General features: G+C 61.6%; 25 protein-coding genes and 1 pseudogene. 9 read left to right on the top strand and 17 right to left on the bottom strand.

Annotation, left to right across the window (positions count from 1 at the left end):
• Positions 1-47 precede the first annotated feature (47 nt).
• Entirely contained in the window at positions 48-623 is a 576-nt protein-coding gene (locus QWI20_RS09975; RefSeq protein WP_369305317.1) for a pyridoxamine 5'-phosphate oxidase family protein, read from the bottom strand.
• 215 nt (positions 624-838) lie between these two features.
• Between QWI20_RS09975 and QWI20_RS09980 the strand changes: the two genes are divergently transcribed.
• Complete coding sequence (locus tag QWI20_RS09980; protein WP_369305318.1) at positions 839-1,009, top strand: DUF2986 domain-containing protein; 171 nt, start codon at positions 839-841, stop codon at positions 1,007-1,009.
• Between the two features lie 38 nt (positions 1,010-1,047).
• On the opposite strand, the gene QWI20_RS09985 is transcribed toward QWI20_RS09980, so the two are convergent.
• Positions 1,048-1,941: a helix-turn-helix transcriptional regulator gene (locus tag QWI20_RS09985; RefSeq protein WP_369305319.1), complete on the bottom strand. Its 894-nt coding sequence runs from the start codon at positions 1,939-1,941 to the stop codon at positions 1,048-1,050.
• A 98-nt stretch (positions 1,942-2,039) separates the two neighbouring features.
• Between QWI20_RS09985 and QWI20_RS09990 the strand changes: the two genes are divergently transcribed.
• Positions 2,040-2,930 (top strand): SDR family oxidoreductase, encoded by an 891-nt coding sequence (locus tag QWI20_RS09990; RefSeq protein WP_369305320.1) that lies wholly within the window; start codon positions 2,040-2,042, stop codon positions 2,928-2,930.
• A gap of 59 nt (positions 2,931-2,989) precedes the next feature.
• Here QWI20_RS09990 and QWI20_RS09995 read toward each other — a convergent pair whose 3' ends face one another.
• The 4 genes from QWI20_RS09995 to QWI20_RS10010 are packed head-to-tail and all read right to left on the bottom strand — an operon-like array spanning position 2,990 to position 6,566.
• Positions 2,990-4,510 (bottom strand): ArnT family glycosyltransferase, encoded by a 1,521-nt coding sequence (locus QWI20_RS09995; RefSeq protein WP_369305321.1) that lies wholly within the window; start codon positions 4,508-4,510, stop codon positions 2,990-2,992.
• A 3-nt stretch (positions 4,511-4,513) separates the two neighbouring features.
• Positions 4,514-4,792, bottom strand: coding sequence for a lipid-A-disaccharide synthase N-terminal domain-containing protein (locus QWI20_RS10000; protein ID WP_192173500.1), 279 nt, complete (start codon positions 4,790-4,792; stop codon positions 4,514-4,516).
• Positions 4,789-5,547: a glycosyltransferase family 2 protein gene (locus tag QWI20_RS10005; protein ID WP_369305322.1), complete on the bottom strand. Its 759-nt coding sequence runs from the start codon at positions 5,545-5,547 to the stop codon at positions 4,789-4,791. The genes QWI20_RS10000 and QWI20_RS10005 overlap by 4 nt, the downstream gene beginning before the upstream one ends.
• Positions 5,547-6,566, bottom strand: coding sequence for an NAD-dependent epimerase/dehydratase family protein (locus tag QWI20_RS10010; protein ID WP_369305323.1), 1,020 nt, complete (start codon positions 6,564-6,566; stop codon positions 5,547-5,549). The genes QWI20_RS10005 and QWI20_RS10010 overlap by 1 nt, the downstream gene beginning before the upstream one ends.
• A 405-nt stretch (positions 6,567-6,971) precedes the next feature.
• Here QWI20_RS10010 and QWI20_RS10015 point away from each other — a divergent pair, with 405 nt between their 5' ends.
• Positions 6,972-9,044: a calcium-binding protein gene (locus tag QWI20_RS10015; RefSeq protein WP_369305324.1), complete on the top strand. Its 2,073-nt coding sequence runs from the start codon at positions 6,972-6,974 to the stop codon at positions 9,042-9,044.
• A gap of 53 nt (positions 9,045-9,097) precedes the next feature.
• Here QWI20_RS10015 and QWI20_RS10020 read toward each other — a convergent pair whose 3' ends face one another.
• The 3 genes from QWI20_RS10020 to QWI20_RS10030 all read right to left on the bottom strand — a co-directional run bounded on the left by QWI20_RS10020 (position 9,098) and on the right by QWI20_RS10030 (position 11,761).
• Entirely contained in the window at positions 9,098-10,099 is a 1,002-nt protein-coding gene (locus QWI20_RS10020) for a YiiG family protein (RefSeq protein WP_369305325.1), read from the bottom strand.
• 128 nt (positions 10,100-10,227) lie between these two features.
• Positions 10,228-10,581 carry a hypothetical protein gene (locus QWI20_RS10025; RefSeq protein WP_369305326.1) on the bottom strand — a complete coding sequence of 118 codons (354 nt, stop codon included), beginning with the start codon at positions 10,579-10,581 and terminating at the stop codon, positions 10,228-10,230.
• Between the two features lie 166 nt (positions 10,582-10,747).
• Positions 10,748-11,761, bottom strand: coding sequence for an NADP-dependent oxidoreductase (locus tag QWI20_RS10030; protein WP_369305327.1), 1,014 nt, complete (start codon positions 11,759-11,761; stop codon positions 10,748-10,750).
• 89 nt (positions 11,762-11,850) lie between these two features.
• Between QWI20_RS10030 and QWI20_RS10035 the strand changes: the two genes are divergently transcribed.
• Positions 11,851-12,438, top strand: coding sequence for a TetR/AcrR family transcriptional regulator (locus tag QWI20_RS10035; RefSeq protein WP_369305328.1), 588 nt, complete (start codon positions 11,851-11,853; stop codon positions 12,436-12,438).
• A gap of 66 nt (positions 12,439-12,504) precedes the next feature.
• On the opposite strand, the gene QWI20_RS10040 is transcribed toward QWI20_RS10035, so the two are convergent.
• Entirely contained in the window at positions 12,505-13,425 is a 921-nt protein-coding gene (locus QWI20_RS10040; protein ID WP_369305329.1) for an NADP-dependent oxidoreductase, read from the bottom strand.
• A 20-nt stretch (positions 13,426-13,445) separates the two neighbouring features.
• Complete coding sequence (locus QWI20_RS10045) at positions 13,446-13,883, bottom strand: ester cyclase (protein WP_282372030.1); 438 nt, start codon at positions 13,881-13,883, stop codon at positions 13,446-13,448.
• 91 nt (positions 13,884-13,974) lie between these two features.
• On the opposite strand from QWI20_RS10045, the gene QWI20_RS10050 reads away from it, so the two are divergent.
• From QWI20_RS10050 to mntP, 3 genes are all read left to right on the top strand, one after another.
• Positions 13,975-14,886, top strand: a complete 912-nt coding sequence (locus QWI20_RS10050; RefSeq protein ID WP_369305330.1) for a LysR family transcriptional regulator — start codon at positions 13,975-13,977, stop codon at positions 14,884-14,886.
• Positions 14,887-15,104: 218 nt separating this feature from the next.
• A complete protein-coding gene (locus QWI20_RS10055) occupies positions 15,105-16,415 on the top strand; it encodes an ATP-binding protein (RefSeq protein WP_369305331.1) in 1,311 nt (436 codons plus the stop codon).
• A gap of 247 nt (positions 16,416-16,662) precedes the next feature.
• Positions 16,663-17,229, top strand: coding sequence for a manganese efflux pump MntP (gene mntP / locus QWI20_RS10060; RefSeq protein WP_369305332.1), 567 nt, complete (start codon positions 16,663-16,665; stop codon positions 17,227-17,229).
• 52 nt (positions 17,230-17,281) lie between these two features.
• On the opposite strand, the pseudogene QWI20_RS10065 reads toward mntP, so the two are convergent.
• The 4 genes and pseudogenes from QWI20_RS10065 to QWI20_RS10080 all read right to left on the bottom strand — a co-directional run bounded on the left by QWI20_RS10065 (position 17,282) and on the right by QWI20_RS10080 (position 20,064).
• Positions 17,282-17,909: pseudogene (locus QWI20_RS10065) on the bottom strand (SDR family NAD(P)-dependent oxidoreductase).
• A 7-nt stretch (positions 17,910-17,916) separates the two neighbouring features.
• Positions 17,917-18,903: a trans-acting enoyl reductase family protein gene (locus tag QWI20_RS10070; RefSeq protein WP_369305333.1), complete on the bottom strand. Its 987-nt coding sequence runs from the start codon at positions 18,901-18,903 to the stop codon at positions 17,917-17,919.
• Complete coding sequence (locus tag QWI20_RS10075; protein ID WP_369305334.1) at positions 18,900-19,301, bottom strand: VOC family protein; 402 nt, start codon at positions 19,299-19,301, stop codon at positions 18,900-18,902. The genes QWI20_RS10070 and QWI20_RS10075 overlap by 4 nt, the downstream gene beginning before the upstream one ends.
• A gap of 19 nt (positions 19,302-19,320) precedes the next feature.
• A complete protein-coding gene (locus tag QWI20_RS10080) occupies positions 19,321-20,064 on the bottom strand; it encodes an SDR family NAD(P)-dependent oxidoreductase (protein ID WP_369305335.1) in 744 nt (247 codons plus the stop codon).
• Between the two features lie 138 nt (positions 20,065-20,202).
• Between QWI20_RS10080 and QWI20_RS10085 the strand changes: the two genes are divergently transcribed.
• A complete protein-coding gene (locus tag QWI20_RS10085) occupies positions 20,203-21,096 on the top strand; it encodes an AraC family transcriptional regulator N-terminal domain-containing protein (RefSeq protein ID WP_369305336.1) in 894 nt (297 codons plus the stop codon).
• Positions 21,097-21,285: 189 nt separating this feature from the next.
• Positions 21,286-21,747 (top strand): GNAT family N-acetyltransferase, encoded by a 462-nt coding sequence (locus tag QWI20_RS10090; RefSeq protein ID WP_369305337.1) that lies wholly within the window; start codon positions 21,286-21,288, stop codon positions 21,745-21,747.
• On the opposite strand, the gene QWI20_RS10095 is transcribed toward QWI20_RS10090, so the two are convergent.
• Complete coding sequence (locus tag QWI20_RS10095) at positions 21,748-22,989, bottom strand: DUF1835 domain-containing protein (RefSeq protein ID WP_369305338.1); 1,242 nt, start codon at positions 22,987-22,989, stop codon at positions 21,748-21,750.
• Between the two features lie 273 nt (positions 22,990-23,262).
• Positions 23,263-25,014, bottom strand: a complete 1,752-nt coding sequence (locus tag QWI20_RS10100; protein WP_369305339.1) for a right-handed parallel beta-helix repeat-containing protein — start codon at positions 25,012-25,014, stop codon at positions 23,263-23,265.
• Positions 25,015-25,313: the final 299 nt, after the last annotated feature.

Consider the following 25,313-nt stretch of genomic DNA (forward strand, 5'->3'; position numbering starts at 1 on the left):
CAGTCACGCCATGTGGCTGCCGATCTGCTGAAAGGTTCTCGCGGTCGTCAGTACAACGTATCGGCGATCCGACCCGGTAGCGCTTTGTCGTACGCATCACCGTCGATGGCTGCCTTCGAAACCTCCTTGAGAATCTGACCCGCTGTCGGCAACGCGCTACGCGGTATCTGCTTTGAGGCATCCCACAGCCCTGCCCTGATCACCGCCCGGCTGCACTGGAAATAGACGCTGGTGACGGTGATTTTCAGCACCGATTTCGGCGGCTTCCCGTCCACGGCAAAACGCGCTAGCAGGTCGGGGGCGATGGAGATCTGCGCCGTGCCGTTAACGCGCAGGGTTTCGCCGACGCCCGGGACGAGAAACAGCAGCGCCACTCGCGGGTCTTCGATGATGTTGCGCAGGGTGTCGATGCGGTTGTTGCCCCGTCGGTCTGGCAGATACAGCGTCTGGCTGTCTTCGATGTGCACGAAGCCTGGCTGATCGCCCCGCGGCGACGCATCCAGGCCGCCTGCGCCCGACGAGGCGAGGATCACGAAGGACGCCGCTTCGATGAACGGCCGGTAAACCGGGTGAATGTGGTCAACTTCTTTGACCAGAGACGGCGGCGCGATCGGGCCATACACCGCTTCCAGTGCCTCTACTGGTTGTCAGGTATGAGCTGTCTTCAAGATCCATCGTGGTTCTCTGCGGTTTCTTCTGGAATGGAACGGTTCGGTATGCGCTGACGCCTTATCCCCGTCAGGGGCAATAGTGGCAGACGCGTGTGGCAGATTGAGCGGCGATCTGATTCACTGCCTGCCTTTTCACCGTCCAGCCTCTGCACACCGGGTAACCAGGCATGAACCGTCGCAAGAAACTTAACCAGATACTCAGAGCCAACGCAAAAAAGGCGAGTGCCAAACTGGCGCCGAAGAACAAAGACACCTACGTCAGCAAGGCCGACCGGTTGAAGCTGGCGGCTGAGGCCAATGCTGAAGCCACGACCGAATCCACCGCACAGTGTCAGTAGGACCGGCTTCAGCCGGGAAGAGGCCAGCGCGTACGCCATCAATTTTGCAGCGTGATTACCGACGCCTTCCCGGCTGATACCGGCCCCACAAAGAGCTCCGGTTTCAGCCGGGAATGGTCTTCGATCACCGCCCGCACACGATCGGCATCGGCGGCGGTGACCGGGTTATAGACGATCATCGACAGGTCCAGTCGCCCGTCCACCGCAAAGTTCGAGTATTCCAGCTCGATGATGCCGTGGGGATCGTGGCGCAGGCGTTTGGTGCCTTCGCCCTGAAGCCGCACGTCGTTGTCTCCCCACAGCACCGCGAATTCCGGGCTCAGGGAGCACAGTTCTTCGGCCAGCTGGCTCACCTCGGACGCCGCACCGGCGCGGGTCGCATCCACCCGAAACGCCGCGACGATGAAACGCGCCACCGCGTTCCAGTCAGCCTGCCGGGCCTGGGCGCGCGGGTTGCAGAACATCAGGCGCAAGATGTTGCGTTGTCCCACCGGCAGCAGGCTGTAATCGGTAAAGACCGCCGCCGCTGCGGTGTTCCAGGCCAGCACGTCCCACGTCGCCGTTTTGATAAAAGCGGGGCTGTACGCGAGGGTGTCGAGGACCCGTTGCAGCCGCGGCGTCACCCCGTCGGGCGCGCTGTAGACCACTTCCGGCGGATGGCCGAAAGCGAGCATGAACAGGTGCTCGCGCTCGGGTTCGGTCATCAGCAGACTTTCCGCAATCCGATTCAGCACCTGCGCCGAGGGTGCCCCGCCCCGCCCCTGCTCCAGCCACGTGTACCAGGTCGCGCTGATATTGGCGCGCTGCGCGACTTCTTCCCGGCGCAGACCCGGTGTCCGTCGTCGGCCGGAAAAGCCGAAACTGGCCGGATCCAGGCGCGCCCGGCAATCCTTCAGATACGTGCCCAGCAAATGAACAGAGGGGTTGGCCATGGTGATCCTGTTGGTTTTTATACCCTGATAACGTCACGTCTTTTAAGCGGATAAACGTTACGCGCATCCTGCCGGCTTCAGCAAAAGGAGTTTTTAGCATGCGCGTATTTCTGACCGGCTCTACGGGCTTTATCGGTTCCCATGTCACTCAAGAACTCCTCACCGCAGGTCATCAGGTACTGGGCATGACCCGTTCTCAAGCGGGAGCAGAAGCATTGCGCGCCATCGGTGCCGAGCCTCACCACGGCATCCTCGAAGACCTCGCCAGCCTCAGACTCGGTGCCGAGCAGTGCGACGCGGTCATTCACACCGCGTTCGCTCACGACTTCGCTCACCTCGTCGACAACTGCCAGAAAGATGCGCGGGCCATCGCCGCACTGGGCGAAGCGCTGAACGGCTCGCAGCGCCCGCTGTTGATCACCTCCGCCACGCCGATGGGTTCGCCGGCACCGGGCGAGCCTGCCGATGAGGATCATTTCAATGCCGAGCATCCAAATCCCCGCGCCGCCTCGGAACGGGCAGCAGAGGCGCTGTTGCAACGCGGCCTCAACGTTGTGGTGATGCGCCTGTCGCAAATCCACGACACGGTCAAACAGGGCCTGGTCACCGAACTCATCAAGCACGCGCGGGGGACCGGCGTCTCGGCGTATGTCGACGCGGGCATGAATCACTGGTCCGCCGCGCACATTTCAGACACTGCTCAGCTGTATCGCCTCGCGCTGGAAAAACACCAAACCGGCGCTCGCTATCATGCAACCGCCGAAAGCCACATTCCCTTCCACCTCATCGCCGAAGCCTTGGGTGAAGGGTTGGGACTGCCCGTTGTTTCAGTGCCAGCCGACGAGGCGATGGCGAGGTTCGGCTGGCTGTCGAGCTTTGTGGGACGGGATATGTCGAGCAACAGCAGCAAAACCCGGGCGCGATTGGGCTGGGTGCCGACCGGCCCTGGGCTGATTGAGGATCTCAAAGGGTGTTTTGAACGGCGGTGAATGATCCGTAGAGACGCGGAGCTGCCGCGTCTAACGAAAGGCCCGTGCGCGCCACGGGCCTACAACGCGTCAGAACCCCACGAGAAGCGATAAGCGCGCACGGGCGCCGGCGGCTGGCAGCGACCATTGTCCGCGTCAGGCCCGACGATCAACCACTCGGCCCTCGACGTTGATCCCAGCTGGCGAGCCTTACCCGCCATGAAACAGCGCTCCAGTTCAGCGGCGGGCACCAGAGCGAACGCCGCCGGATGGGTGCGCAACCAGAGCGCGGCGTGCTCGACGGCGGACTGATCGGCAAACCCGAAATGCACCACCGGCTGGCGCGCGAACAGCCAGTGCCCTTCCCGCCAGCCGACCAGCACCAGCTCGGCGCCGTCGGTCAGCCGGGCCGCTTCGCTCATCAGCACCTTGTGGGGGTTGGGGCCGTCGGTGAACGGTTCGACGAAGCCACGGCCGAACCACAGGCAAAACCATGCCACCACCGCCACGCCAAACACGGCGCGGGCCTTCGGGCGATTGCCAAACCAGCGGCGAAGCAGCCACGGAATCAGCGGCGCGGCGGCCAGCACCAGGCCGGGTAGCGCGGGGAAGATATAGATTTTGCGCTTGCCGGTGCTCAGGCAGAAAAACAGCACCACCAGCACCACCCAGCCCAGCAACAACAAGATCCGCGCGTCGTGCTTGCGCAGCTGGCGGCGCCAAGCGGGCACCAGCCACGGCAACGCCGGCACCAGCGGCAGCCAGTACTGGGGAATGACGGTGAGGAAATACCAGAACGGTTCGCGGTGATCCCATGCCGACGCGTAGCGACCACCGGTCTGGTGAAACAGGATTTCCTTCAGGTACGCCACTTCGTCAGGCCCACCTTTGAGCCAGACGGTGGCGAGCAGCGGGACAACCCAGACCGCGCACCCCGCCAGCACCACCAGAAAACCGGTCGCCCAGCGAAGCCCCTGCCCCGGCATGACGGCCACACCCGGCCATCGCTTGCGCACGGCATAGACATAGGGCACCAACATCAACGCCGGCAGAAAACCCACCCCTTTGCTGATGATGCCCAGGCCCATGGCCAGACACGCGACGTAGAACCAGCCCCACGCCGGGCCCAGCAGAAGATGCCGGACCATGCCGTAGAAGCCGATCGCCACCCACAGACAAAGGAAGCTGTCGATCTGGCCGGTGCGCAGGATGCTGTAGGTCTGGTAAGTCGCCAGAAACAGCAGCGCGGCAATCCGACCCACTCTGCGGCACCAGAGGCGCCGGCCCAGGTCGTACAACACCGCCGTGGCGGTGGCCGCCGAGAGCAGGCCCGGGATGAAGAGTGCCAGCGACGGCGAACCGGTCAGCCAGGTGAAAAACGCGACCGTCCACATGAACAAGGGCGGCTTGTCGCCGTAGATTTCACCGGCCCGATGGGGGATCAGCCAGCTGCCGCTGTGCAGCATTTCCAGCGCTACGCCCAGAAACCGTTCTTCGTCGACATTGAGCGGCTGCCGGATGCCAAAGCCGGCGCCGACCAGAATCAGCGCAAGCGCCACCAGCGCCAGGCATTGCCGCGCGGGAGAATGAACACGTCCCACGGGCTATTCCTTCAGGTCTTTGTGCTTGGCAATCAGCTGCAGATTGCGCAGATAAACCACAAAGCCAAATGACTGACCGATGATGAACACCGGGTCTTCGCGGTAGATGGCGTAGAGCAGTAACAACGCGCTGCCAAGCATGCTCAGGTACCAGAAGCCCACCGGAATCACGCTGCGTTTCTTGATTTCGCTGTACAGCCATTGCAAGACGAAACGGCCGGTGAAGACCGCCTGACCAAGAAATCCGACCGTGAGCCAGAGCGTTTCGCGGGTGAAATTCATCCGTTCATCTCCTCGGGCTGGGTGTTGAGTCGCGTGCGACGCACCAGCCACCAGACCCCGAACAGGTCGAGGATGCCCACAAGCGCACGGTCCAGATTGCCGTAGTTGGAAACGCCGGCCTGGCGATGCCGGTGGTGAACCGGATGAACGATCATTCGGCCATGATGGCGCTGGATCAACGCGGGAATGAAGCGGTGCATGTGATCGAAGTAAGGCAGTTGCAGAAACGCCGCTCGATGGATCAGCTTCAGCCCGCAGCCTGTATCGGGCGTCGCGTCCTTGAGCATGCGGCTGCGCAAGGCATTGGCGAACCGGGACGCCCAGCGCTTGCTCGCGGTGTCTCGCCGGTTGACGCGATGCCCCGCCACCAAGGTCACCGGCTCGCCTGGGTTCTGGTCGTTGCCCTGCCCTGCGTCGCGCACCAGCGCCAGCATGCCGGGCAAGTCGGCGGGGTCGTTCTGGCCATCGCCGTCCAGCGTTGCCAGCCATTCACCGCGGGCAGCATGGGCGGCATGCCAGATCGAGGTGCTCTGCCCGAGGGAAACCCCATGGTGCAGGATCCGCAGGGGCTCATACCCTTCGGCCTTGATCTGCTGCAGGACACGCAACGTGTCGTCGGTGCTGCCGTCGTCGACCACCAACACCTCATAGCGCTCACCGGCCAGCGCGGTGCGTACTTCATTCAGCAACGAAGGCAGGTTTTGCGCTTCGTTTTTTGCCGGGATCAACACCGACACGAACACCGATTCATTCATCACGCCCACCGCATCTCTTGTTGTGATTGTCTGGCCTGTTTCGGCTGTGTGCCCGGGTAGAAATCGCCATACCAGCGCACGAATTCAGCCACGCCCTGCTCCACCCCTACCTGCGGGCTGAAGTCGATCCATTTCGCCAGACCGGAGACTTCCGCCCAGGTTTGCAGCACGTCGCCCGGTTGAAGCGGCAGATAGTTGCGCCTCGCCTGAATCCCCAACGCCGATTCCAGGCACCGGACGAAGTCGAGCAGCTTCACCGGCTCGCCCCGACCGATGTTGAACAGCTGACACGGCGGGACCCCTTCCATGAGTGGCGGCTTGGGCAACAGCCTATTCATCGACTCGATGATGTCGTCGACGTAGGTGAAATCCCGCGCCATCTCGCCGTCGTTGTAGATATCGATGGGTTCGCCTTTGAGGATGGCTTGGGTGAACTTGAACAGCGCCATGTCCGGCCGCCCCCAAGGGCCGTAGACGGTAAAAAACCGCAGGCCCGTCGCCGGAATCCGGTACAGATGCGAATAGCTGTAAGCCATGAGCTCGTTGGCGCGCTTGGTCGCGGCATACAGAGAAACGGGTTGCTCAACGGCGTCTTCCACCGCAAACGGCATCTTGGTATTGGCGCCGTAAACCGAGCTGCTCGACGCATAAACAAGGTGCTTTACGGGGTGCGCCCGGCAGGCTTCAAGGATGTTGAGAAACCCCACCAGGTTGGAATCGGCATACACGCCCGGGTTGTCGATGGAATACCGAACACCGGCCTGCGCCGCCAGGTGAATGACCTCGCTGAAGCCGGACGCGTTGAACAGCCCGAGCAAGGCGCTTGGCTCGACGATGTCGATGGGCTGAAACTGAAAAGAGGGGAAGTGTTCGAGCTGCGCCAGTCGGGCACGCTTGAGGTCGACGCTGTAGTAGTCGTTCAAGTTGTCGATGCCCACCACGTGAACGCCCTGGCTGCACAACTTTCTGGCCATGTGAAAGCCGATGAACCCCGCAACGCCTGTGATCAGCACCGTCATTGGGCTATCGCCTGGCGGCGGCATCCAGCCTGGGTGAGTCCTGCGTATCCTGCGCTTAAGACAGTGACATTCATTTCATGAGTCCTTTTACAGAACCAGCCAACCGCCCGGAATCCATGGGTTGGCTGTCTGACGCTGTCGGATGCTTGATCAAGCGACATGAAACTGTGTCACAGCAATATTTAAGCAATGTGAACAGGGTGAGCGGCCCATCGCGTCATGCGCTCGAGACGTGGACCGAGCGAAGCCCAGAGCGGTTGAGCCACCCGCTCTCGCGCAGCCTGACGGTTTTTTGCCGACAGGGAACCTCGTTCGCATTTATTGACACCCACACGGTCAACCCCTGAGCGTCATTCCCTCGGCGCCTTTAAATCCCATCAAGTTCCATGTCAAAAGGACAATGTCATGGCTTCAACAGACAGCAAGCCCACCATCGATTACACCGTACGAACCGGTACGGGCACCGTGCAAGTGGACCCCTCCACGGGGGGCGATCAAACCTGGAGCATCATTCTTCAGCCTGACGGCAAGATCCTCATCGGCGGCGAAAGCTTCCAGACCGCCATTGGTTACCCGGGCTCGCCGGGCGATGAAAGCTATGGAACACGTGGCAGCTTCACGTCGGTGCGCCTCAACAGCGACGGCAGCCTGGACAGCAGTTTCAGCCAGGACGGGATTGCCCTCGTGCCCGCCAGCCTGGATCCGGAAGATGAGGCTTACTACGTCATGGCCGTGCAGGCCGACGGAAAAGTCCTGTCGGCGCAGCCTGGGCTTGGCGGTTTGAAAGTCGAACGCTTCAACCTCGATGGCACTCTGGACACCACGTTCGGCAAAGGCGGCGCCGCAGCCCTCGATGTACCGATCAGCACCGATGGAATGGCGATTTACGCCACAGCCGATGGCTCGGTGTACGTCAGCGCTCGCGGCACCTCGCAAGCAGTGGTGTTCAAGCTGGACAGCAGCGGGGCTCCGGCCGAGGATTTCGGTGCCGACGGCGCACTTGTCCTCAACCCGACCGGGTATTACGGCACCGGCAATATCGCCACCGTTGTGCAGCCCGACGGCAGCGTCTTGCTCGGCAGTTGGCTATACGTAGGCTCCGACGGACCCCACGACCCGGGCGATCCGGTGTATGCCGTTCAGCGACTTGCAGCCGACGGCAACCTGGATACCGCGTTTGGCGTGGACGGCGTGGTGTACTTCGATACCGCGCTGGGGCTGGACTACCGCGCCGCGATGACCGTGCAAGCCGACGGCAAGATCATCATTGCCGGCGAGAGTAATGACAGTACCGCCTTCAACGTACTGCGGCTCAATGCGGACGGTTCCTTCGATACCTCCTTCAGCGGTGATGGCAAGCTCACCCTTCAGGTGCCCCAAGGCGACTCCGCCTATGCCCACTCGGCAATCGTTCAGCCCGATGGCAAGATCCTTATCGCCGGCGACGTGATCACTCGACTGAACGCCGATGGCAGCCTGGACACCACCTTCGGCAGCCAGGACGGCCAATACCACGTGGACGGCTCCAGCGAGGCCAATCACCTGATTGGCAACGACACGGCCGAGATCATCCGCGGCCTGGGCGGTGACGACGTGCTGCAAGGCGCGGGTGGCCGTGACGTGTTGGCAGGAGGGAACGGCGCAGACATTTTCCGTTTCAGCCAGATCAGCGACAGCTACCGTACCGCTACGGAAACCGGCAGCGACCGGATTCTGGACTTCGACGCTTCCCAGGACCGTGTAGACCTGATTGCGTTGGGATTCACCGGCATTGGCGACGGCCACAATGGATCGCTGGCCATCCAGGCCAACGCTGAAGGCACCCGCACTTACCTGAAAAGTTTCGATGCCAATGCCGACGGGCAGCGCTTTGAACTGGCGCTCGAAGGCAACCTGACGGGGCAGTTGAACAGCAGCAACTTGGTGTTCACGGCCCCCACCGTCGAAGGAACGGCTGGCAAGGACGTGATCACGGGGAGTGCCATGTCGGAGGTCATCTACGGCCTGGCCGGTAACGACCGTATCGACGGCGGCAGAGGCTCGGATGTGATCATCGGAGGAGCAGGTGCCGACCTGTTGAGCGGCGGCGACGACCCGAACCTTTCAGTCTATGGCCGTGATGGCATCAATGATGCTGACATATTCCGCTACACGGCGGCGACTGACAGCTACCGAACCGACAGCCAGAGCTTTGTGGACTTGATTGTCCGGTTCGCCAACAACAACGACAAAATCGACGTGTCGGCGTTGGGTTACACGGGTTTTGGAGACGGTACCGGAACCACACTGAAAATGATCTATAACGACGACCTGGACCGCACCTACCTCAAGGATGTGGAAGCGGACGCTCAGGGCCATCGGTTCGAGATCGCCCTCACCGGCGACTGGACCCTGGACCTGCGCAACGCCGACATGATCTTTGCGCAGGCGCAGGAAGTGACCCTGGTGGGGATGGCGACAGAGGTTGCACACGGCTGACAGGTTGGGTGCAGCGAGGGGAACGGCTCATGCGCGTTCCCCTGGTTAAACGCTTAGAGCCGGTTACCCGCATCCACCAACTCGTTATAGGACTTCAAGATCCGCATCGGTGAACCTGCAACCATCCAGCCGCCGCTCCCGTCACCCTTCATCAGCATTTGCTCACCACTGCTGTAAGGCGTCTTGTCACGCACCCGGCGCATGCGTTCCTTGCCGTTTTTCAGGAACTCCTCGGCTTTACTCTGGAAGAGCGACCAACTGAATGGCTTGCCGGGCTCGTTGGCCGTTGCCTTGGTTGACTCGTCCAGCAGCGCACCATAGGCGTCAATCGCTTTTGAGACCTCAGCAACGTCGAAGGACTCAGCCATGAGCTGAGCGCTCAACAACTTCGCCTGCCTGATCAACGCCAAATGGTAGAACGCGCTGTGGCGTCCCTCGTTTTTTTCGATCTCGACGATTTGCGCGGCGGACAGCGCGTCGTTTTCTTTCCCCAGTTCGGCACCGTATTTATCGCTGGACAGGATGAAACGACCGAAAGCCATCATCAGTGGCTGATGCATTTGCCTGGCCTTGGCGAAGCCGTCGTCCTTGTAATCCTCATGGCTGTAATAGACGTAGGCTTGCGACACCAGCGGTGCCAGGGCAGTCAAATCAACGAGGTATTGGGTAGCCGCAGCATCCAGCGCCGGCAGTGACGGTTTGGCTTTCGTTGCTTGCGTGATGGCCTTGGTACAGGTGTCCAGGTCATGAGCACTCACATCGCCCAGTACATTGACGTTACGCTCCTTGCCCGTCGGCCCGGCGTCCAGATCAGCAATCCAGCTGGTATAACGATCGGCACTTGCACGCGTCGAGCCATCGGCGTTGTTGAAGCAATCCACGTAGGCGCTCAATTTAGTGCTCAGCTGCGTGTCGGGGTCCTCCTCAACAACCTTTGAAGCGGCCTGTGGTACAGGCTTTCCCTCCGTCCCATTCTTTTTGTCACACGCCACCAGCGGCAGCACAAGTGCGGTGACCAACATCCCCAGCGTTACAACCTTGATCCCTTTGTTCAACACAGTAGCTCCTTGATTCGTGATGGCGCGCGCAACCAGATGCTCGCGCCGACCGAAGTATTTCACGGCGCAAAGTACTCACAAACAAAATTAACAAACGCTGTCACCAGGCACGAAGATCGTGCTCTTTAATCGCTGACTCCCACGCTTGTCTCCTCGATCCGGTTAAAGCGCCCGTCTGCGTCAAACCGTGCAAACACGTACACCTCCTGAACGATCCGCTCACCGTCGTGCTTGATCAATTCAATGATGTGCCGCTCTGCGTAGCGGTCTGCATCTACCAGCTCATCGAGCACAGTGACTGTGGCTTGAGTGACGACGCTGCGCAGTTCGCTGATACCCGCCACGAACGTCTGGCGGTCAATCCACGCCCCATTAATGCGCTGCACAAACGTTGCGCCAAAGTGTCTGTCGATGGCGTCGTTTACTGCTGATTCCGGGCCATTGAACAGGTCATCGATGGCGCCCTTCAAAATATTCAACGTTGCACTCCATCGTGGGACAGTCAATTTCAACAAGAGGCGCCGAATGGCCGAAACGACCATGAGGCGCCTCAAGGCAACGTCACGGGCCCGTTGAACGGCGCTCGTGATCTCACAGCCTTTTTTACTCAGGGTTAACGCACGAATCCGGCTCGGTAAAAACCCATCACCGAACCGTGAGCGCAAGCTTGCCCCGGATGTGGCCGCGCGCCGCGCGCTCGTGCGCCTTGCGCGCATCGGCGAGCGCATAAACGCTGTCGATCACCACACGTATCGTCCCTGCATCAAGCAGGCCGGCGAGCTCCGCAAGCTGAGCCCCGCTTGAGCGCACCTGGGTCGCGGACACCGTGACGCCCAGTTTCTTGGCCTCCTCGGCACCAGAGAAACCCAGCGGAAACACCGGAAACAGGGCGCCGCCGCGCTTGAGGGTCTTGAGAAAGCGGCCAGTTGTCGGGCCGCCCACCGAATCGACGACCAGGTCGACGTCCGTCACAACATCCTCGGGTGTCGCTTTGGTGTAGTCGATGAACTCGTCGGCACCCAGGCCGAGCAAGAACTTTTCGTGCTCACCTGAGGCGACCGCAATGACCCGCGCCCCTTTCCATTTAGCGAGCTGCACGGCGAAGTGGCCAACACCGCCCGCGGCGCCGTTCACCAGAACGGTCTTGCCTTCGAGTGGCACCGGCTCGTGTTTGTAGGGTTGAAGCGGGTTTGGTTCGTCGTGCCCCAGCTCAATCATGAATTGCCAGGCAGTGAGCAACGACATAGGCGCTGCGGCCGCATGCACGTGATCAATGCCGCGTGGCTTGAGGGCGATCTCCGAGGCCGGCACGCTGACGTATTCTGCGTAAGCCTTGCTCGGCCCGAAGCTTGGAAAGCGAACCATCGAATACACTTCGTCGCCGACGCTGAAACCTGTTACGTCATCGGCGACCGCTTCAACCACGCCAGAGATGTCTGTGCCCAGAATGATCGGAAACGGCACCTGCGGTTGCCACTCGGGCGGCAGCGCCTTGTAGCCGTCGCGCAGGTACCAGTCAGGCGGATTGAGGCCTACCGCATGCACGCGAACCAGTACTTCACCGGGCACAAGCGCGGGCACAGGCGCATCCTTGTAACGTAAAACTTCAGGGCCACCGTACTGGTGCTGTCGAATCGCTTTCATCTTGAGAATCGTCATCGCTTTCTTCCTGCGTAGAGGTGAGATATCTTTACCGGATCAACGCTCCGAATATATGGAGCGCCGCTCCGATTGTCAAAGGTCACTCCATGAGAGCCGATGCTCAGAAAAACTATCTTCATCTCCTCGCCGTCGCCCGCGAGACGTTTGCCGAACACGGTGCAGAGGCATCGCTGCGTGATATCGCGCGAAGGGCCGAAGTGGGTTTGGGCACCCTGTACCGACATTTCCCGACGCGGGAGGCGCTATTTGAGGCGTTGCTGCGCAGCAGTTTTGATGCGCTTTCTGCGCGGGCCCGCGAGCTTGAAACATCCGAGCCAGCGGATGATTGCCTGGTGTCCTGGCTCCGCGAAGTCGTCGCGCTCGCGCACACCTTGCGCGGCGTGATTGCCTCGATGGTTGCCGCCATTGAGGCCCCGGAGTCTGCCCTACACGCATCGTGTGTAGCGATGAAGGCATCCGGCACGCGACTCCTGGTCCGCGCTCAAGCTGAAGGGCTGGCGCGTCGTGACATTGACGGTGCGGATCTGTTTGCACTGGTGGGTGCTCTTGCATGGCTGAATGATCAACCGACGCTGACCGCCCGTGCGGACCATCTTTTTGGTGTTATCGCAAGTGCACTCTTGGTACCCGGCAGCGCCGATAAAATTGGAGACGCATCTCGAACGGACGCCTGATGCGTCTGACGCCGTCACCCATGGAGCCATGGGCATAGGCGTCACTTAATTGATGACGCCAGTGAATCAATGGTCAGTACGGATAATGACCTTCCCGCAGGCATGCCCGGTGGCGACTTTCTCCAGCGCGGCGCGGGTCTCGTCCAGGGCGAAGATCGAGTCGGTCACCACCTGCAGCTGCCCCGCGCTGAACTGCCGCACGGCGTCCTGGAGATACGGCGTGGCGCTGGCAAAAAACACGGCTTCCCCGGTATGGTCTTCGCGGGATTCGATGTCGAACTCCACGAGGGTCGCAATCCGTCCACCCTTGCCGAGTACCGACCAGGAGCTTTCCAGTGTCGGGCCGCCGACCGTGTCGAGTACCAGGTCGATGTCACGCAGGGTGGTGAAATCCTCGGTGCGGTAATCGATCGCCTCGTCCGCACCCAGGCTTTTCACCCGCTCGATGTTGCGCGCCGAAGCCGTGGCGATGACATACGCGCCCGCCCGATGCGCCAACTGCACCGCCATGCTGCCCACACCACCCGCTGCCCCATGTATCAAGACGCGTTGGCCGGGCTTCAATTGCCCCACCTCAAACAACGCCTGCTGCGCGGTGCCGAAGGTCGTCGGCAACGCCGCCGCCTGCTCGAAACTCATGGAAGCCGGAATCAGACAGAGCTCGGTGGCAGCGATTATCAACTGCCGGGCAAAGGCGCCACCCGCAGTGGGCGTGCTGCGGCCGAACACGCGATCACCGGATTTCAGGTGGGTCACCTGCTCGCCGACGCGGCTGACGATGCCGCTGAAATCGGTGCCCGGGGTGTATGGCAGCTCAACCGGAAAGACCGGCTGCATGTACCCGGCCATGATCTTCAAATCCAGCGGGTTGACGCTGGCGGCCTCGACGCCCACAAGGACCTCGTCAACACCTGGCTTGCTCAGATCAAGGGGGTGCAGCGTGACGACCTCAGGGCCGCCGAATACAGAAATGGACGCTGTTTTCATGATGGCTTTCTCGTGAGTGTTCAGGCTTGAGGGAACTGACCGAGTTGCAGGAACAGGCCAAACCAGTCCTCCATGTGCCACGTGGTCACCACCCGCCCGTTCTCCAGTGCGTGAAACTCATGCAAACGGAAGCTCACCTGTTTGCCGGTGGCGGCGATGCCAAATAATTCGCCGAGGTGGGTGCCGGTTATTTCAGCCCGTACGGCGACCTGACCAGGGGCCTGAACCATGTCGTGGATGACGATGCGCACATCCGGAAACGCGTCGGCAAGGCTGCGGATAATGGGTTTGATGCCCTCGGGGCCTGGGCCTTGCCCGGGTGCCAGGGGGATGTCGTCCCAGTCGGCAGCCAGCACGCTGTCGACGAGGTCGGGATTGTTCTCGCTGAACGCGCGGTAGAGGGTCTCAACGGCCTGGCGTTCGGTTTGAAGGCGGGTGGCAAGTTCTGCGGTGGACATAGGGTTGCTCTCGTCGTGGGGTATGGCGAGAGTGTGAGCGCAGGGCTACCATCCGTATAACAAATGGCTTCTATATAGGTTTATTTGATTTATGGATTTTCACGGCATCGATCTGAACCTGCTGGCCGCATTCAACGCCCTGATGGACGAGCGCAACGTCACGCGCGCCGCCACCCAGGTCGGTGTGAGCCAACCGGCCATGAGTGCGGCGCTTTCACGCTTGCGCAAGCGGTTGGGCGATCCGCTTTTTTTGCGCAGCCCTGACGGCCTCCTTCCAACGCCCCGTGCCCGTGAGTTGGCCCAACCTGTCGCCGAGGCGCTGAGCCAGATAAAAGCCGCGCTGGTGAAAATGCCTGACTTTGTCCCGGCCGATGCCGTACTCACCATGAACCTTGGCTTGTCGGACTATCCCGCGTTCGTGCTGCTCCCCACGCTGCTGCAGACCTTGAGCGAACACGCCCCTCACCTGTCGATCAACGTTCACGCAGTCAATGACCGCGACCATGCCGTGGACATGCTGGATGCGGGAGTGATCGATGCGGCAATTGGCGTATTGCCCAGCCATCAAGACGGTCGCATTTTCACGCGACCGATTCTGCGTGACACTTTCGTCACCCTCATTGCCCATGGCCATCCGGCAGCCCGACGCGGGATGGACATGGACACTTACCTCTCGCTGTCCCATGTACTGGTCTCGCCCGAGGGTGATCGACACGGCTTGGTGGATCAGGCGTTGGCTCAGTTGGGCAAACAACGCACCCTGGCGCTGACGCTGCCGCAGATGTTCGCGGTGCCAGCGATCATCGCCTCCTCCGGCATGACCGCCACGGTCCTGAAACGCATCGCCCTCAGCTCGCCGACTGCAGGGAAACTGGTGCTGTTCCCGCCGCCGGTCGCGTTGCCGGAGATTACGTTTCATCTCATCTGGCATCGTCGTGGCAATGGGAATCCCGCTCAGGAATGGTTCAGAGGGATGATCGAATCGGTTGCAGCGGGGCTTTAAAACAGTTGCGGCCTGATACGGCCCGTCAGGGGCCCGACATGGCTTGTCACGCCCACACCCAAGCGGCCGGCCTCAATAGTGAAATGCCGTGCAAGCGCGAAGCGTGGTTGAAAAGGAGGTGACAGGGCCGGCCCGACCATCGACAGGGCGATAGCCTTGCGGGGCGACGGGGCACAGCGCATGATGCGCGATTATTTATTTCCCGACGCAGACTACCGATGGCCCACCATCCCGCCCCATTTCCTTTCAACGAGGAAGAGCGCGCCTTGTCGCTCGAGCACCTGGATGTGCTGGACTCTGCCAGCGAGAAGGCATTCGACGACATCGTTTTACTGGCCATCACCCTGTGCGATGCGCCCATTGCGCTCGTGTCGCTGGTCGATCGGGAACGCCAGTGGTTCAAGGCCTGCGTGGGCCTCGGGGTGCAGGAAACCCATCGGGATCTGGCCTTCTGCGGCCACGCGATTCTTGACCCTGCGCAGGTGCTGATCGTCGAAGATGCGGCCCTCGACCCGCGTTTCGCTTCCAGCCCTTTGGTGCTCGGGCCGCCTTACATTCGCTTCTACGCCGGTGCGCCTGTGGTCACGGACAGTGGCGTCGCATTGGGGACCGTTTGTGTGATCGACACCCGCCCCCGTCAGCTGAGCGAACGCCAGTCCCTGGCCCTGCAGGCGTTGGCCCGGCAGGCCGCGGCGTTGCTGGAAGCCCGATTGCTCAACAAACAACGTGCACAGCAACTGGCGCGATTTCAGGAGCAATTCAAGCAAGCCGAGCAGAGCCAGGGCGAAGTCACGCCCCTGTTGCAGAACTCACGCTGCATTTCGTCGCTGGGCATGCTCACCGCGAGCATTGCCCATGACTTCAACAACTTGCTGCAGAGCGTCAGCGCGGCGTTTCAGTTGACCCGACTGCGTTCCCGACGGCCAGTGGACGTCGAGCGCTTCGCCGAGACCGGTCTGCAAGCCGTTGAGCAAGGGCGGCAGCTCATCAGCTATCTGATGTCGAGCGTGCGCGGTGACGGGCCTGAACTGATCTGTATCGATGTAACCGCACGCCTTCACGCGGCGCAGCAGTTGATGCGCCATTCGATGAGCGAAGGCATCGATCTCGATTTCAATCTGGCGGAATGGGGCTGGGGCGTCCTCTGTGTCGAAGCCCAACTGCACGCAGTCGTGATGAACCTGCTCAGCAATGCCCGTGATGCGCTGAAGGGTTCCGGCCAGATTCGTGTGTCCACCCGCTGGGTGCATGTGGAGGATGACCTTTCGCTGCAACAGGGCGATTACCTGGTGGTCAGCGTCAGTGACAACGGCCCTGGCATGCCTGCCGAGGTCGCGCGCCAGGTGTTCGAGCCTTTCTTCACCACCAAAGCGACGGGCGAAGGCACAGGACTGGGGTTGGCCCAGGTCAAGGATTTCGCGATCAAATCGGGCGGTGACGCTCGCATAACAACAGCGCCCGGGGCGGGGACGACGGTGAGTCTGTATCTGAGAATTCTGGGCTGTATCGCCACGTCGGAAGCGGGTTGAGCCCCGTGCTGATTCGCTGAACAAATCATCAGGCGCCGACATTTTTTTTACATTCTCGCGTTATAGTGGCGGCCCTTGTTGGGGAGTAGCCTGCTCTGGACTCACTGTCACAGAGCGTTCGTGTCAACATTCTCGGCGGCCTGCCGTGGCACGAACACCTTCGGGTTGGCGAGACCAACGATGCATCCATGCCTAAAGTCGGGCGTGTGGCTGCGTCGTTGACTCATTGCCCGACTGGAACATAACCGTGAACCCGATTTCCCTCATCCTTCTTGCTTTGGCCATGTCCACGGACGCTTTCGCAGCGGCCATCGGTAAAGGCGCAAGCCTGCACAAGCCCCGCCTCATAGAAGCCCTGCGCACCGGCATCATCTTTGGCGTCATCGAAGGCATCACGCCCCTGATCGGCTGGCTGATCGGCCAGGCCGCCACGTCCTACGTCAAGAACTGGGATCACTGGATCGCCTTCACCCTGCTGGTGGTGCTCGGCGTGCACATGATCTACAACGGCCTCAAGCATGAAGACGCCGAAGAAGAAAAACCCAACCAGCATTCCTTCCTGATCTTGGCCGTGACCGCCTTCGCCACCAGCATCGATGCGCTGGCCGTGGGCGTTGGTCTGGCTTTCGTCAACGTGAATATCCTGGTGGCTGCCGCGGCCATTGGTGTCGCCACGACGGTGATGGTCACCATCGGCGTGATGCTGGGCCGCGTGCTGGGCACGATGGTGGGCAAACGCGCTGAAATCATCGGCGGCATTGTGCTGATGCTGGTTGGCGCGACAATCCTGTACGAGCATTTGTCGGCGGCGTAACGACGGACCGAGCGCACGTGAACCGTGCGCTTCAGGCCTCAAGCCGTGAGGGTTAATACCCGACGCCGCGCACGCCACCGGACGCCCTGATGGATTCACCGGTGACCCAATGGGAATCGCCGGAAGCTAAAAATACGGCCAGAGGTGCGATGTCCTCTGGCTCTCCGAAGCGTCCCAAGGGCGTACCCGCCAGTATTTTCTCTCCCAGCTCCCCCGCAAAGTGCTCGGCCGTTGCGGGCGTATTGGTGTGGCCCGGCAGGATTGAGTTGACCCGGATACCACGGCCCCAGCTCTCTGGCCAGAGCAAAGCTCAAGGTGTCGACGGCGCCCTTGGTGGCCGAGTAGATACTCGACGCCAGGTAGGGATCTGTGCTCAGAATCGAGCTGATATTGATGATGCTTGCACCAGGCGCCATCAGCTTGACCGCTTCTCGCACGGCGAGCAGGTAGCCGAGGACGCACCCGTGACTACTGCGATTTTTCCGTTGAGTTTCATACCGCGACCTTTTTGAAATGAGGTGTGATTGAGCTTCGTCTCTGTCCGTCGTGAGCACCGGTCGTGAATACCGGGCCTTGATCAAGCTGCGTGGCACCAGTATTCGGCCAACCATCGGATCAGCGTTTGCCGGTTGTTCGCCTCGCCACACAGGGCGAGACCACCGCGCCACCGGCAGCCTCATGACACCATCAACTGGCTGGCAGATCGGTAATGACCGTGCCCGCGATGCTCTGCGCAAACCCGCCGCCGAACACCTGCGACGGGGCCGCAAAACCTGCCCGCCGCTCACCGCCCAACACGCGACGGGCAGCTTCAACCGCCGCCAGCGGCGTGTAGGTGTAGCCGTTGACGGTTTCTATGACAGACCGCGCCATCGAGCCATCCGCCCCAGTGATTTCAACCGCCGCGCGGGCGCGATGAGCATCACGCTCCGCCGCATTGGGGCCATCGGGAAGCAGTGAGAGGTCGCCCTCCGGGAACGCTTCGCCCGAGAGGTGGACATACATCGTGATGTCGGGAATGGCGGCCGCATGCCACGCGGTCACGAGATCCCCGAAGGACAGCGGCACACAGAGCTGCGGTCCCTGGCCGAAATCAAACTGCCGCGGTTGCGCATCAGGTGTTGCGACCAGTTCACCCTTCACCCTGGCGAGCACACCGGCGCCGATGATTTCGCTGACGCTCAAGGCCGAGCCCCGAGACATCGACCCCGGGACCTGCAGCGCGATTTTCAGCGAACGCGGCTGATTAACGCGCCTGGCGACATGCACTGCCAGCGAGTCCGTAGGCACCACGTCCCAGCCGACGCCTGGCAACAACATGACGTCGCGTGCAGCCGCTTCGGCGCCCAGTTGCTCGGCCAACCGGTACACGTTGATCTCTGCGGTGATGTCCAGATAGTCCACCCCGGCGTGGATGCAGGCGCGCATCAAAGGCTCGGCTGTGTGCGCAAAGGGCCCCGCGAAGTTGAGCAGCACCGAGACCCCTGAAAGCGAAGTGGCGGCATCCCCGTCGGCATCGAACACCCGATAGGGCACGTTCAGTTGCGCAGCCAATGCCTCTATTTGATGACGATTGCGCCCGGCGATTTCGAACGCCAGCCCTTGGACTTTGGCGCGTTCTGCTGCCATGCGCCCGGTGTAGCCCGTGGCGCCGTAGATCAGAAGTGTGCTCATTGGGCGTGCTGCCATTTTTTGTAGACGAATTCGAGGCTGTAGCCGTCCGGGTCCAGCACATTGGCGGCGTAGTAATCAGGGTCGTAGTGCAAGCGTGCTCCCGGCGCGCCATTGTCCACCGCCCCGTGATCCATGGCGGCGGCATAGGCCGCGTCCACTTCGGCCTTGCTGTTGGCGACGAAGCCGACGTGGACAGCACGCCCTTCGGCAACCCCTTCACGCAGCCAGAAAAACACCCGGCCATTGGCGCCGAAGCCTTTGAGGTCAGGGTGCCCCGGCGGGACGTCCTTGCCGTCGTAGTCCAGCCGCGCCGTAATACCCAGCTCCCTCAACGCTGCGTCGTAAAAGCGGATGGAACGTGGGATGTCGCTCACTGACAGAAAAATATGGTCCAGCATGCTAAAAACCCTCCCGTGGTCAGATGGTGTAGCCGCCTGCAACTTCAAGGGTCTGGGCATTGATCCAGCCGCCCTCCTCCGACAGCAACATGGCAATGACGCGCGCGACATCCTCCGGCTCGCCCACTCTGCCGAGTGCGGTCTGCGCCGCCAGCATCGCTTCGAACTCATCGTTGAGGCCGCCGCCCAGTTCTGTGCGGATGGCGCCGGGTGATACCGCGTTGGCGCGTATCCGTCGTTCGGCAAATTCCTTGGCCATGTAGCGGGTCAGCACTTCAAGGCCCCCCTTGAACGCCGCGTAGGGTGCAACGCCGGCCGTGGCCACTCGTGTCGTGGCGCTGGTGAGATTGACGATGCTGGCGTTTTCCGCCAGTAACGGCAGCAGCGCCTGCGTCAGGAAGAACGGCCCTTTGAGGTGCACATTGAACAGCCCGTCGAACTGCGCTTCGCTGACCGTCGCCAAGGGGTTGAACAGGCCATAGCCGGCGTTGTTGACCAGGCCACTCAACGCGGTGGTCGCCCAGGTTTCCCGAAGCGCTGTGACCACGGACGCTCGAAACGCCGCGAAGCTGCCGACGTCAGACACGTCGAGTTTCAGCGCAACGGCTTTCCCTCCGGCCTGTGCAATGCGCTCGACGACCGACGCCGCTGCCTGAGGGTTGGCGTTGTACGTCAGGATGACACCCATACCCCGTTTCGCCGCGTGTTCGGCGGCACTTGCACCGATCCCGCGGCTGCCGCCTGTAATAACGATAACGCCCATGTCGTGTTCCTCTGTGATTCAAACCTGACTCCACAGTACCCATCACAGAGACCGAGGACGTGTCCGTTCCTGCTCGGAACCTGCCCGTTTCTGCTTTTCCCTTGCGCGGCATGACCCTCAGCCCTCAGCATGCTCCCCATGGAAAAACAACTGAATGAACTCAGATCGCTTGCTGCCGGTGCGAAAAACCGTCGCACCGAAACGGGCATCCCCCGCGTTGCCATGGTTCAGGGCAAAATCCCCGAGCATCTGCTGGCGGCGGTGTATGACCCGATGATCAACGTGATTCTGCAAGGCAGCAAAAGCATGACCGTGGGGGATCGAACGCTCAGGTACGACCCGGCCACCTATTTCGTGATGTCCATTGATCTGCCTGCGGTGGGTTCGGTACATCCCTCCGCGTCGGGCGAGCCTTACCTGGCGGTCAGCCTGACGCTGGACCCGGCGGTGCTCGCCACGCTGTTCGCCGACCTGCCCAAACCTGCCAGCCGCGTCGAACAGGACGCTGGGTTTTCCGTCGCGTTGATGACAGGTGAGTTGATGGATGCCTGGGTGCGAATGCTGCGGCTGATGGGCGACCCGGAAGCGATCGCCGCCCTCGCTCCGGTCTATGAACGGGAAATCATTTTCCGCGTGCTTCAGGGCCCGCTTGGCTGGATGTTGCGCGAAATCGCCGCGCCGGACAGCGCCATGGCCCGGGTCAACCTGGCCATTCAGTGGATCCGCCGTGACTTCGCCCAACCCCTGGGCGTGGAGCGCCTGGCCGAGCGCGCCTCAATGAGCGTTTCGGCGTTCCATCGGCATTTCAAGGCGGTGACCCACCTCAGCCCTTTGCAGTACCAGAAGCGGGTACGCCTGCTGCAGGCCAGAACGCTGATGGTCGCCAATGCCAGGAGCGTCATGGCCGCCGCGTTCGAGGTCGGCTACGAGAGCGCCACCCAGTTCAGCCGTGATTACACCCGGGTATTCGGGCTGCCTCCCGCTCGGGATGCCGGGAGGATTCTCAGGGATACGGGGCTGGTCGAGTGGTGAAGGCACAGAGTACGAATGTGTGCAGTGAAGAAAAATTCGGCAAAACTGCCCAAACTCAAGATTTTTTGGGTGGACTGAAAGAAAATTGCCCGGCCAGGGCCGGAGTCAAGGAATTGCCCCAGAGCCTCCACTGCACGCCTCAAACAGCCGGCTGGTCGTGTTTTTCAGTTTTGCCAGGAGCACTGCCCCATGAACTGCGTGATCCGCGAGGCAACGGAAAAGGACGCCACTGCGATCAGCCACGTCATCGTGGCCGCCCTGCGCGAGTCCAATCGCCAGGACTATTCCGCAGCCGTCATTGCGCAGGTGGAACTGAGTTTTTCCCCGTCGGCGATCCTGCGCTTGCTGGCGCAGCGGCAGGTGTATGTGGCAACGCTTGGCGAAGACATCATTGCCACGGCGAGCCTCGATCAGGCCACTGTCCGCAGCGTATTCGTCGCCCCCGAACACCAAGGCCAAGGCGCGGGGCGCGCGTTGATGGCGGCGGTTGAATCAGCCGCCGCCATCAACGGCGTCAGTCGGTTGCGCGTGCCCTCTTCCATCACGGCCGAGGGCTTTTACCGGTCGCTTGGCTACTCGATCATTCGCGATGAATACCACGGCGAGGAGCGGACGATCATCATGGAGAAGTCGCTGACATCCCAAGTGTAGTCAGCGACGCCACACCCGCCCTTCAGCGCTGACCACCCAGGGCGAGCGATCGGCAACAATCTGCACACCGCCGACCCAACGCTCTGCCGGCCCGAGATCGAGCCCGTTCAACTCCCCGCGCACGACGCGCTCACCCTGCGCTGTCAACCGGACAAGGCGCCTGGGCCATTCACTTCCTGGCTGTTCGTGCAGCAACGGTTGGGGCGCATCGATGAGCGGTCTCAGCAGTGCGTGAAACATCATGTCGCCCAGGTACGGCAGCGGCTCGTAGGTCAGCATCAAATGACCGAACACCTTGCCCGCAGCCATCTCGCCTTTCTCCGCGAGAATGCGCAGGATCAACCGCTGGGTCAGGCCCAAACCATCCTCGGCGCCGGGCAGTTCCTGCAGTTGTCTCGCCAACGCGGGGCCGAGCAGCGGCAGCGCCGAATGGTGTTGTGCCGCGAGCTCAGCCCAGCGGGTCGGGTCCGCTGCGGTGTAAGCGGCCCATACCTGCCGGGCCAGTGCCAGGGCATCCTCACCGATGGCGCGCCGCTGGGGCCAGAGCCAGGCGAGCACGTCCGGGTCCAGTTGCCCGATGCCGATGAATCGCTCGACGCCGGGCACGCGGCTGATCTCGATCAGCTCCAGCCTGCGCGGCACGCTGGGCAGACTCGCCAGCAAGCGAACCAGAAACAGTTGATCGTAGGCATCGCCCTCGCACCACAGCACCAGTTCACTGTCGGCATTCAGGCGTGCCAGTGCGTCACGCTGAATCGCCTGTCGTTGCTGAGCGTCACGGGGCGACAGTCCAAACGCCTGCTCGGCAAACGCGGCACGCACCGCCCAGTACTCATCGTCAGGCAGGGCTGGCACCGGGCCCATGACCATAGGGTCGTCGAACATATGAAAAGAACCCGAAAAGCCGGCGACCTTCAGGCTGCGCTCGATGTCGTTGCCGCAGCGCCAGTGCTGAACCTGTGCCTCACCCGTCGCCGCGAAATCCGGATGCCGGGCGGCAAATGCGACGGCGTCGGCATGGGCGATCAGCTTGGGCCAACTGGCGAACCCGGCCTCGCGCGCCACCAGCCATTGGGTGTCGGCGAGCCGATAGTTCGGGCCCGGCAGGCCTATCGCGCGCAGTTGCGCCCGGGCGTCGTACGCTTCGTTGTTTTTCAGGGCTTTGAGAAGACGCTTTGCGTGTTTACGCAGCGCAGGCAGATCGAGCAGACCGTGTTGACGGGACGCATTCGTGGCAGGCATGCCAACTCCTTACAGGGCTCGGTCCGCCGACAAGCCGGGAGCTGGAATGAATGAGTGTGCAACGCTTGCCTTGGGAAACCCCTTCGCGCGGACCGCAGGCGCAGCAGACGCCCGGAGGCCGACTTTAGCGGGAAGGTCTTGAGGATGCAAAGGTTGGCGCGGGAATTGGGTGCGGGAATCGACTGGCATCACGCCGTGAGTGTTGCCTCACGGCGCATGCATCCCTCGGTCCACTGCCCAGTGCTCGCACACTGGCAAGGGCCTGACGCTACGTCAAACGAGCGCTATATCCGGATGATCCTGAGCCACGCCTACCAGCTCCACTGACACGGCATCCGCTGTCGTTGATGTGCTGGCCAGCAACGCTGGGGCGTCGGCGAATATCATCGATTTTGAAGGGAGACCGGCTTTGAAATCACCGTCCAGCACCAGTTCGAACCGATGCCCTTGCACGTCGGCATCAAGGTCCTTCAGGTAAACCCGGGTGTGCTCGGCGTTGGTGGTGAACTTCAAGGTGCCGTCATGGCCGTCGCCAAACCCGGTAAAGCCGAGGCCCGAGACATCGATGGTGTCGTGGGCGGAATCGAAGTCGCCGATGCGGTCTGCATGGCTGGCGGTCGCTGTTCTGTAGCTGTCGGACACCGAAGCAAACCGGAACAGATCCGACCCTGCGCCGCCGAACAGCACGTCGGCATCGGCGCCGCCGATCAGGGTGTCGTTGCCGTTGCCGCCAAGCAATCGGTCATGACCGGCGCCGCCCCAGAGCAGGTCCGCCCCGGATCCGCCATTCAGGGTGTCTGCCCCGTCCTTGCCATTGATCGAGTCGGCCTTGGCCGTTCCGACGATTGCATCGCTGCCATTCCCGCCGTCGATGGCATTCAGCACGGGGTTGGTCCCGACGTGGTCACCCCCACCCTGCAGTGATACGGCGTCCTGTTGCAGATGAGCGAACGTGTTGCCGTACACCGAGGTGCTGCCGGACTGGCCGCTCTCCTCCGCCACCCCGAAGGTGCTTTTGTCGCCACCCGTGATGATGTTGTCCGCGAAGGTGTTGTGGTCAGACGGATGAACCTTCCCGGATACGCCGCCGCGATCGTCGAACGGCTGGATCAGCACTTCAGGGATGCCTCCTTTCTGCGCGTTCTCGTGGATCAGATTGCCGCGGACTTCAACGTCCGTGCTGCCATAGACACGCACGCCGGACGTGCCGTTGTGGTGAATGTCCACGCCGCTGATATCAACGCCTTTGGACAGTTTCACCAATACGCCTTCAGCCGCATTGCCGTAGACCTCGCCACCTTCGATGGTGATGTGGTACGGCGAGGGAATGTTTTCGCTGCCGCGCTGGACGACGATGCCGCCGCCGCCATTGTCGTGGGAGACGTTGTTCAGCAGCGCCAGATCATGGGTGGTCGTGACGATGTTGAAACCGTGACGGTCATTGTCGTAGGCCAGGTTATTGCGAAACGTGCTGTCGATCAGGTAGTCGGCGACGAACCCGTCCAGCCCGTTGCCGTGGGACACGCTGTTTTCGATGAGCATGTTCGCCGTGCGCTCGTGGGGATCGAAGCCGTAGCCCGAGCAGTCGCGGATCTCGACGCCCGACAGCGTGACGTTGGTGTCCTGACCCGGCTGGCCCGGCAGAAAGCCGTTGTACCAGCCATCGACCTTGCCTGTCGTTGCATCCCGGTTGCCGTCGAGGGTGAGGTTGCTGACGCCGAAATCGTGGGTCGCCTCGCCGCTCGCCGAGCGGATGATGCCGGTGACCGCGTGATCGGTGCCGTCTGCCAGCTTGAGCACTGTCGCGCCCATGCCCTCGCCTTTGATGAACACGTTGCTTTTGAGCATCAGCGCGCCATCGGCAGGCTTGTCGCCTGCGGTAACGACCCAGGTGCCGGCAGGAATATAAACATCACCGCCACCGGCTTTTGCCGCAGCATCGATGGCGGCTTGAATGGCGGCGGTGTCAGACGTATGTCCATCACCGACAGCGCCAAAATCCCGGACATTGAATTGCAGTGTCATAACGTGCTCCGTTTCAACTGAAGAGACGGGGGCAGTATGGGCATGCTGTGTGAAAGGCGGGTCATCTGACGGGACAGGCGACGAGCGGTGGCGAAAATAGCCCCATTCTTTCCGATTGGTTCAGACGCCAGTTACCCGCCAGCACCTGGGCAATAGAAAATTCGAGGTCGAAGAGCATTTTTGTGGGAGCGAGCTTGCTCGCGAAGAGGCGAGAACATCCGCAACATTTTCAGCGGCTGGAATGCCGTATTCGTGAGCAAGCTCACTCCCACATGGGCGGTGTTTTCTGCGAGATGTCG

Origin of the sequence: Pseudomonas sp. W2-17 (assembly GCF_041060445.1) — a bacterium.
Classification (GTDB): domain Bacteria; phylum Pseudomonadota; class Gammaproteobacteria; order Pseudomonadales; family Pseudomonadaceae; genus Aquipseudomonas.

What these genes read in the sequence shown, in the direction of transcription:
- QWI20_RS09980 (WP_369305318.1), top strand. Translation starts at nt 839, where the DNA reads ATGAACCGTCGCAAGAAACTTAACCAGATACTCAGAGCCAACGCAAAA.
- QWI20_RS09985 (WP_369305319.1), bottom strand. Translation starts at nt 1,941, where the DNA reads ATGGCCAACCCCTCTGTTCATTTGCTGGGCACGTATCTGAAGGATTGC.
- QWI20_RS09990 (WP_369305320.1), top strand. Translation starts at nt 2,040, where the DNA reads ATGCGCGTATTTCTGACCGGCTCTACGGGCTTTATCGGTTCCCATGTC.
- QWI20_RS10000 (WP_192173500.1), bottom strand. Translation starts at nt 4,792, where the DNA reads ATGAATTTCACCCGCGAAACGCTCTGGCTCACGGTCGGATTTCTTGGT.
- QWI20_RS10005 (WP_369305322.1), bottom strand. Translation starts at nt 5,547, where the DNA reads ATGAATGAATCGGTGTTCGTGTCGGTGTTGATCCCGGCAAAAAACGAA.
- QWI20_RS10010 (WP_369305323.1), bottom strand. Translation starts at nt 6,566, where the DNA reads ATGACGGTGCTGATCACAGGCGTTGCGGGGTTCATCGGCTTTCACATG.
- QWI20_RS10015 (WP_369305324.1), top strand. Translation starts at nt 6,972, where the DNA reads ATGGCTTCAACAGACAGCAAGCCCACCATCGATTACACCGTACGAACC.
- QWI20_RS10030 (WP_369305327.1), bottom strand. Translation starts at nt 11,761, where the DNA reads ATGACGATTCTCAAGATGAAAGCGATTCGACAGCACCAGTACGGTGGC.
- QWI20_RS10035 (WP_369305328.1), top strand. Translation starts at nt 11,851, where the DNA reads ATGAGAGCCGATGCTCAGAAAAACTATCTTCATCTCCTCGCCGTCGCC.
- QWI20_RS10040 (WP_369305329.1), bottom strand. Translation starts at nt 13,425, where the DNA reads ATGAAAACAGCGTCCATTTCTGTATTCGGCGGCCCTGAGGTCGTCACG.
- QWI20_RS10045 (WP_282372030.1), bottom strand. Translation starts at nt 13,883, where the DNA reads ATGTCCACCGCAGAACTTGCCACCCGCCTTCAAACCGAACGCCAGGCC.
- QWI20_RS10050 (WP_369305330.1), top strand. Translation starts at nt 13,975, where the DNA reads ATGGATTTTCACGGCATCGATCTGAACCTGCTGGCCGCATTCAACGCC.
- QWI20_RS10055 (WP_369305331.1), top strand. Translation starts at nt 15,105, where the DNA reads ATGGCCCACCATCCCGCCCCATTTCCTTTCAACGAGGAAGAGCGCGCC.
- QWI20_RS10070 (WP_369305333.1), bottom strand. Translation starts at nt 18,903, where the DNA reads ATGAGCACACTTCTGATCTACGGCGCCACGGGCTACACCGGGCGCATG.
- QWI20_RS10075 (WP_369305334.1), bottom strand. Translation starts at nt 19,301, where the DNA reads ATGCTGGACCATATTTTTCTGTCAGTGAGCGACATCCCACGTTCCATC.
- QWI20_RS10080 (WP_369305335.1), bottom strand. Translation starts at nt 20,064, where the DNA reads ATGGGCGTTATCGTTATTACAGGCGGCAGCCGCGGGATCGGTGCAAGT.
- QWI20_RS10085 (WP_369305336.1), top strand. Translation starts at nt 20,203, where the DNA reads ATGGAAAAACAACTGAATGAACTCAGATCGCTTGCTGCCGGTGCGAAA.
- QWI20_RS10090 (WP_369305337.1), top strand. Translation starts at nt 21,286, where the DNA reads ATGAACTGCGTGATCCGCGAGGCAACGGAAAAGGACGCCACTGCGATC.
- QWI20_RS10095 (WP_369305338.1), bottom strand. Translation starts at nt 22,989, where the DNA reads ATGCCTGCCACGAATGCGTCCCGTCAACACGGTCTGCTCGATCTGCCT.
- QWI20_RS10100 (WP_369305339.1), bottom strand. Translation starts at nt 25,014, where the DNA reads ATGACACTGCAATTCAATGTCCGGGATTTTGGCGCTGTCGGTGATGGA.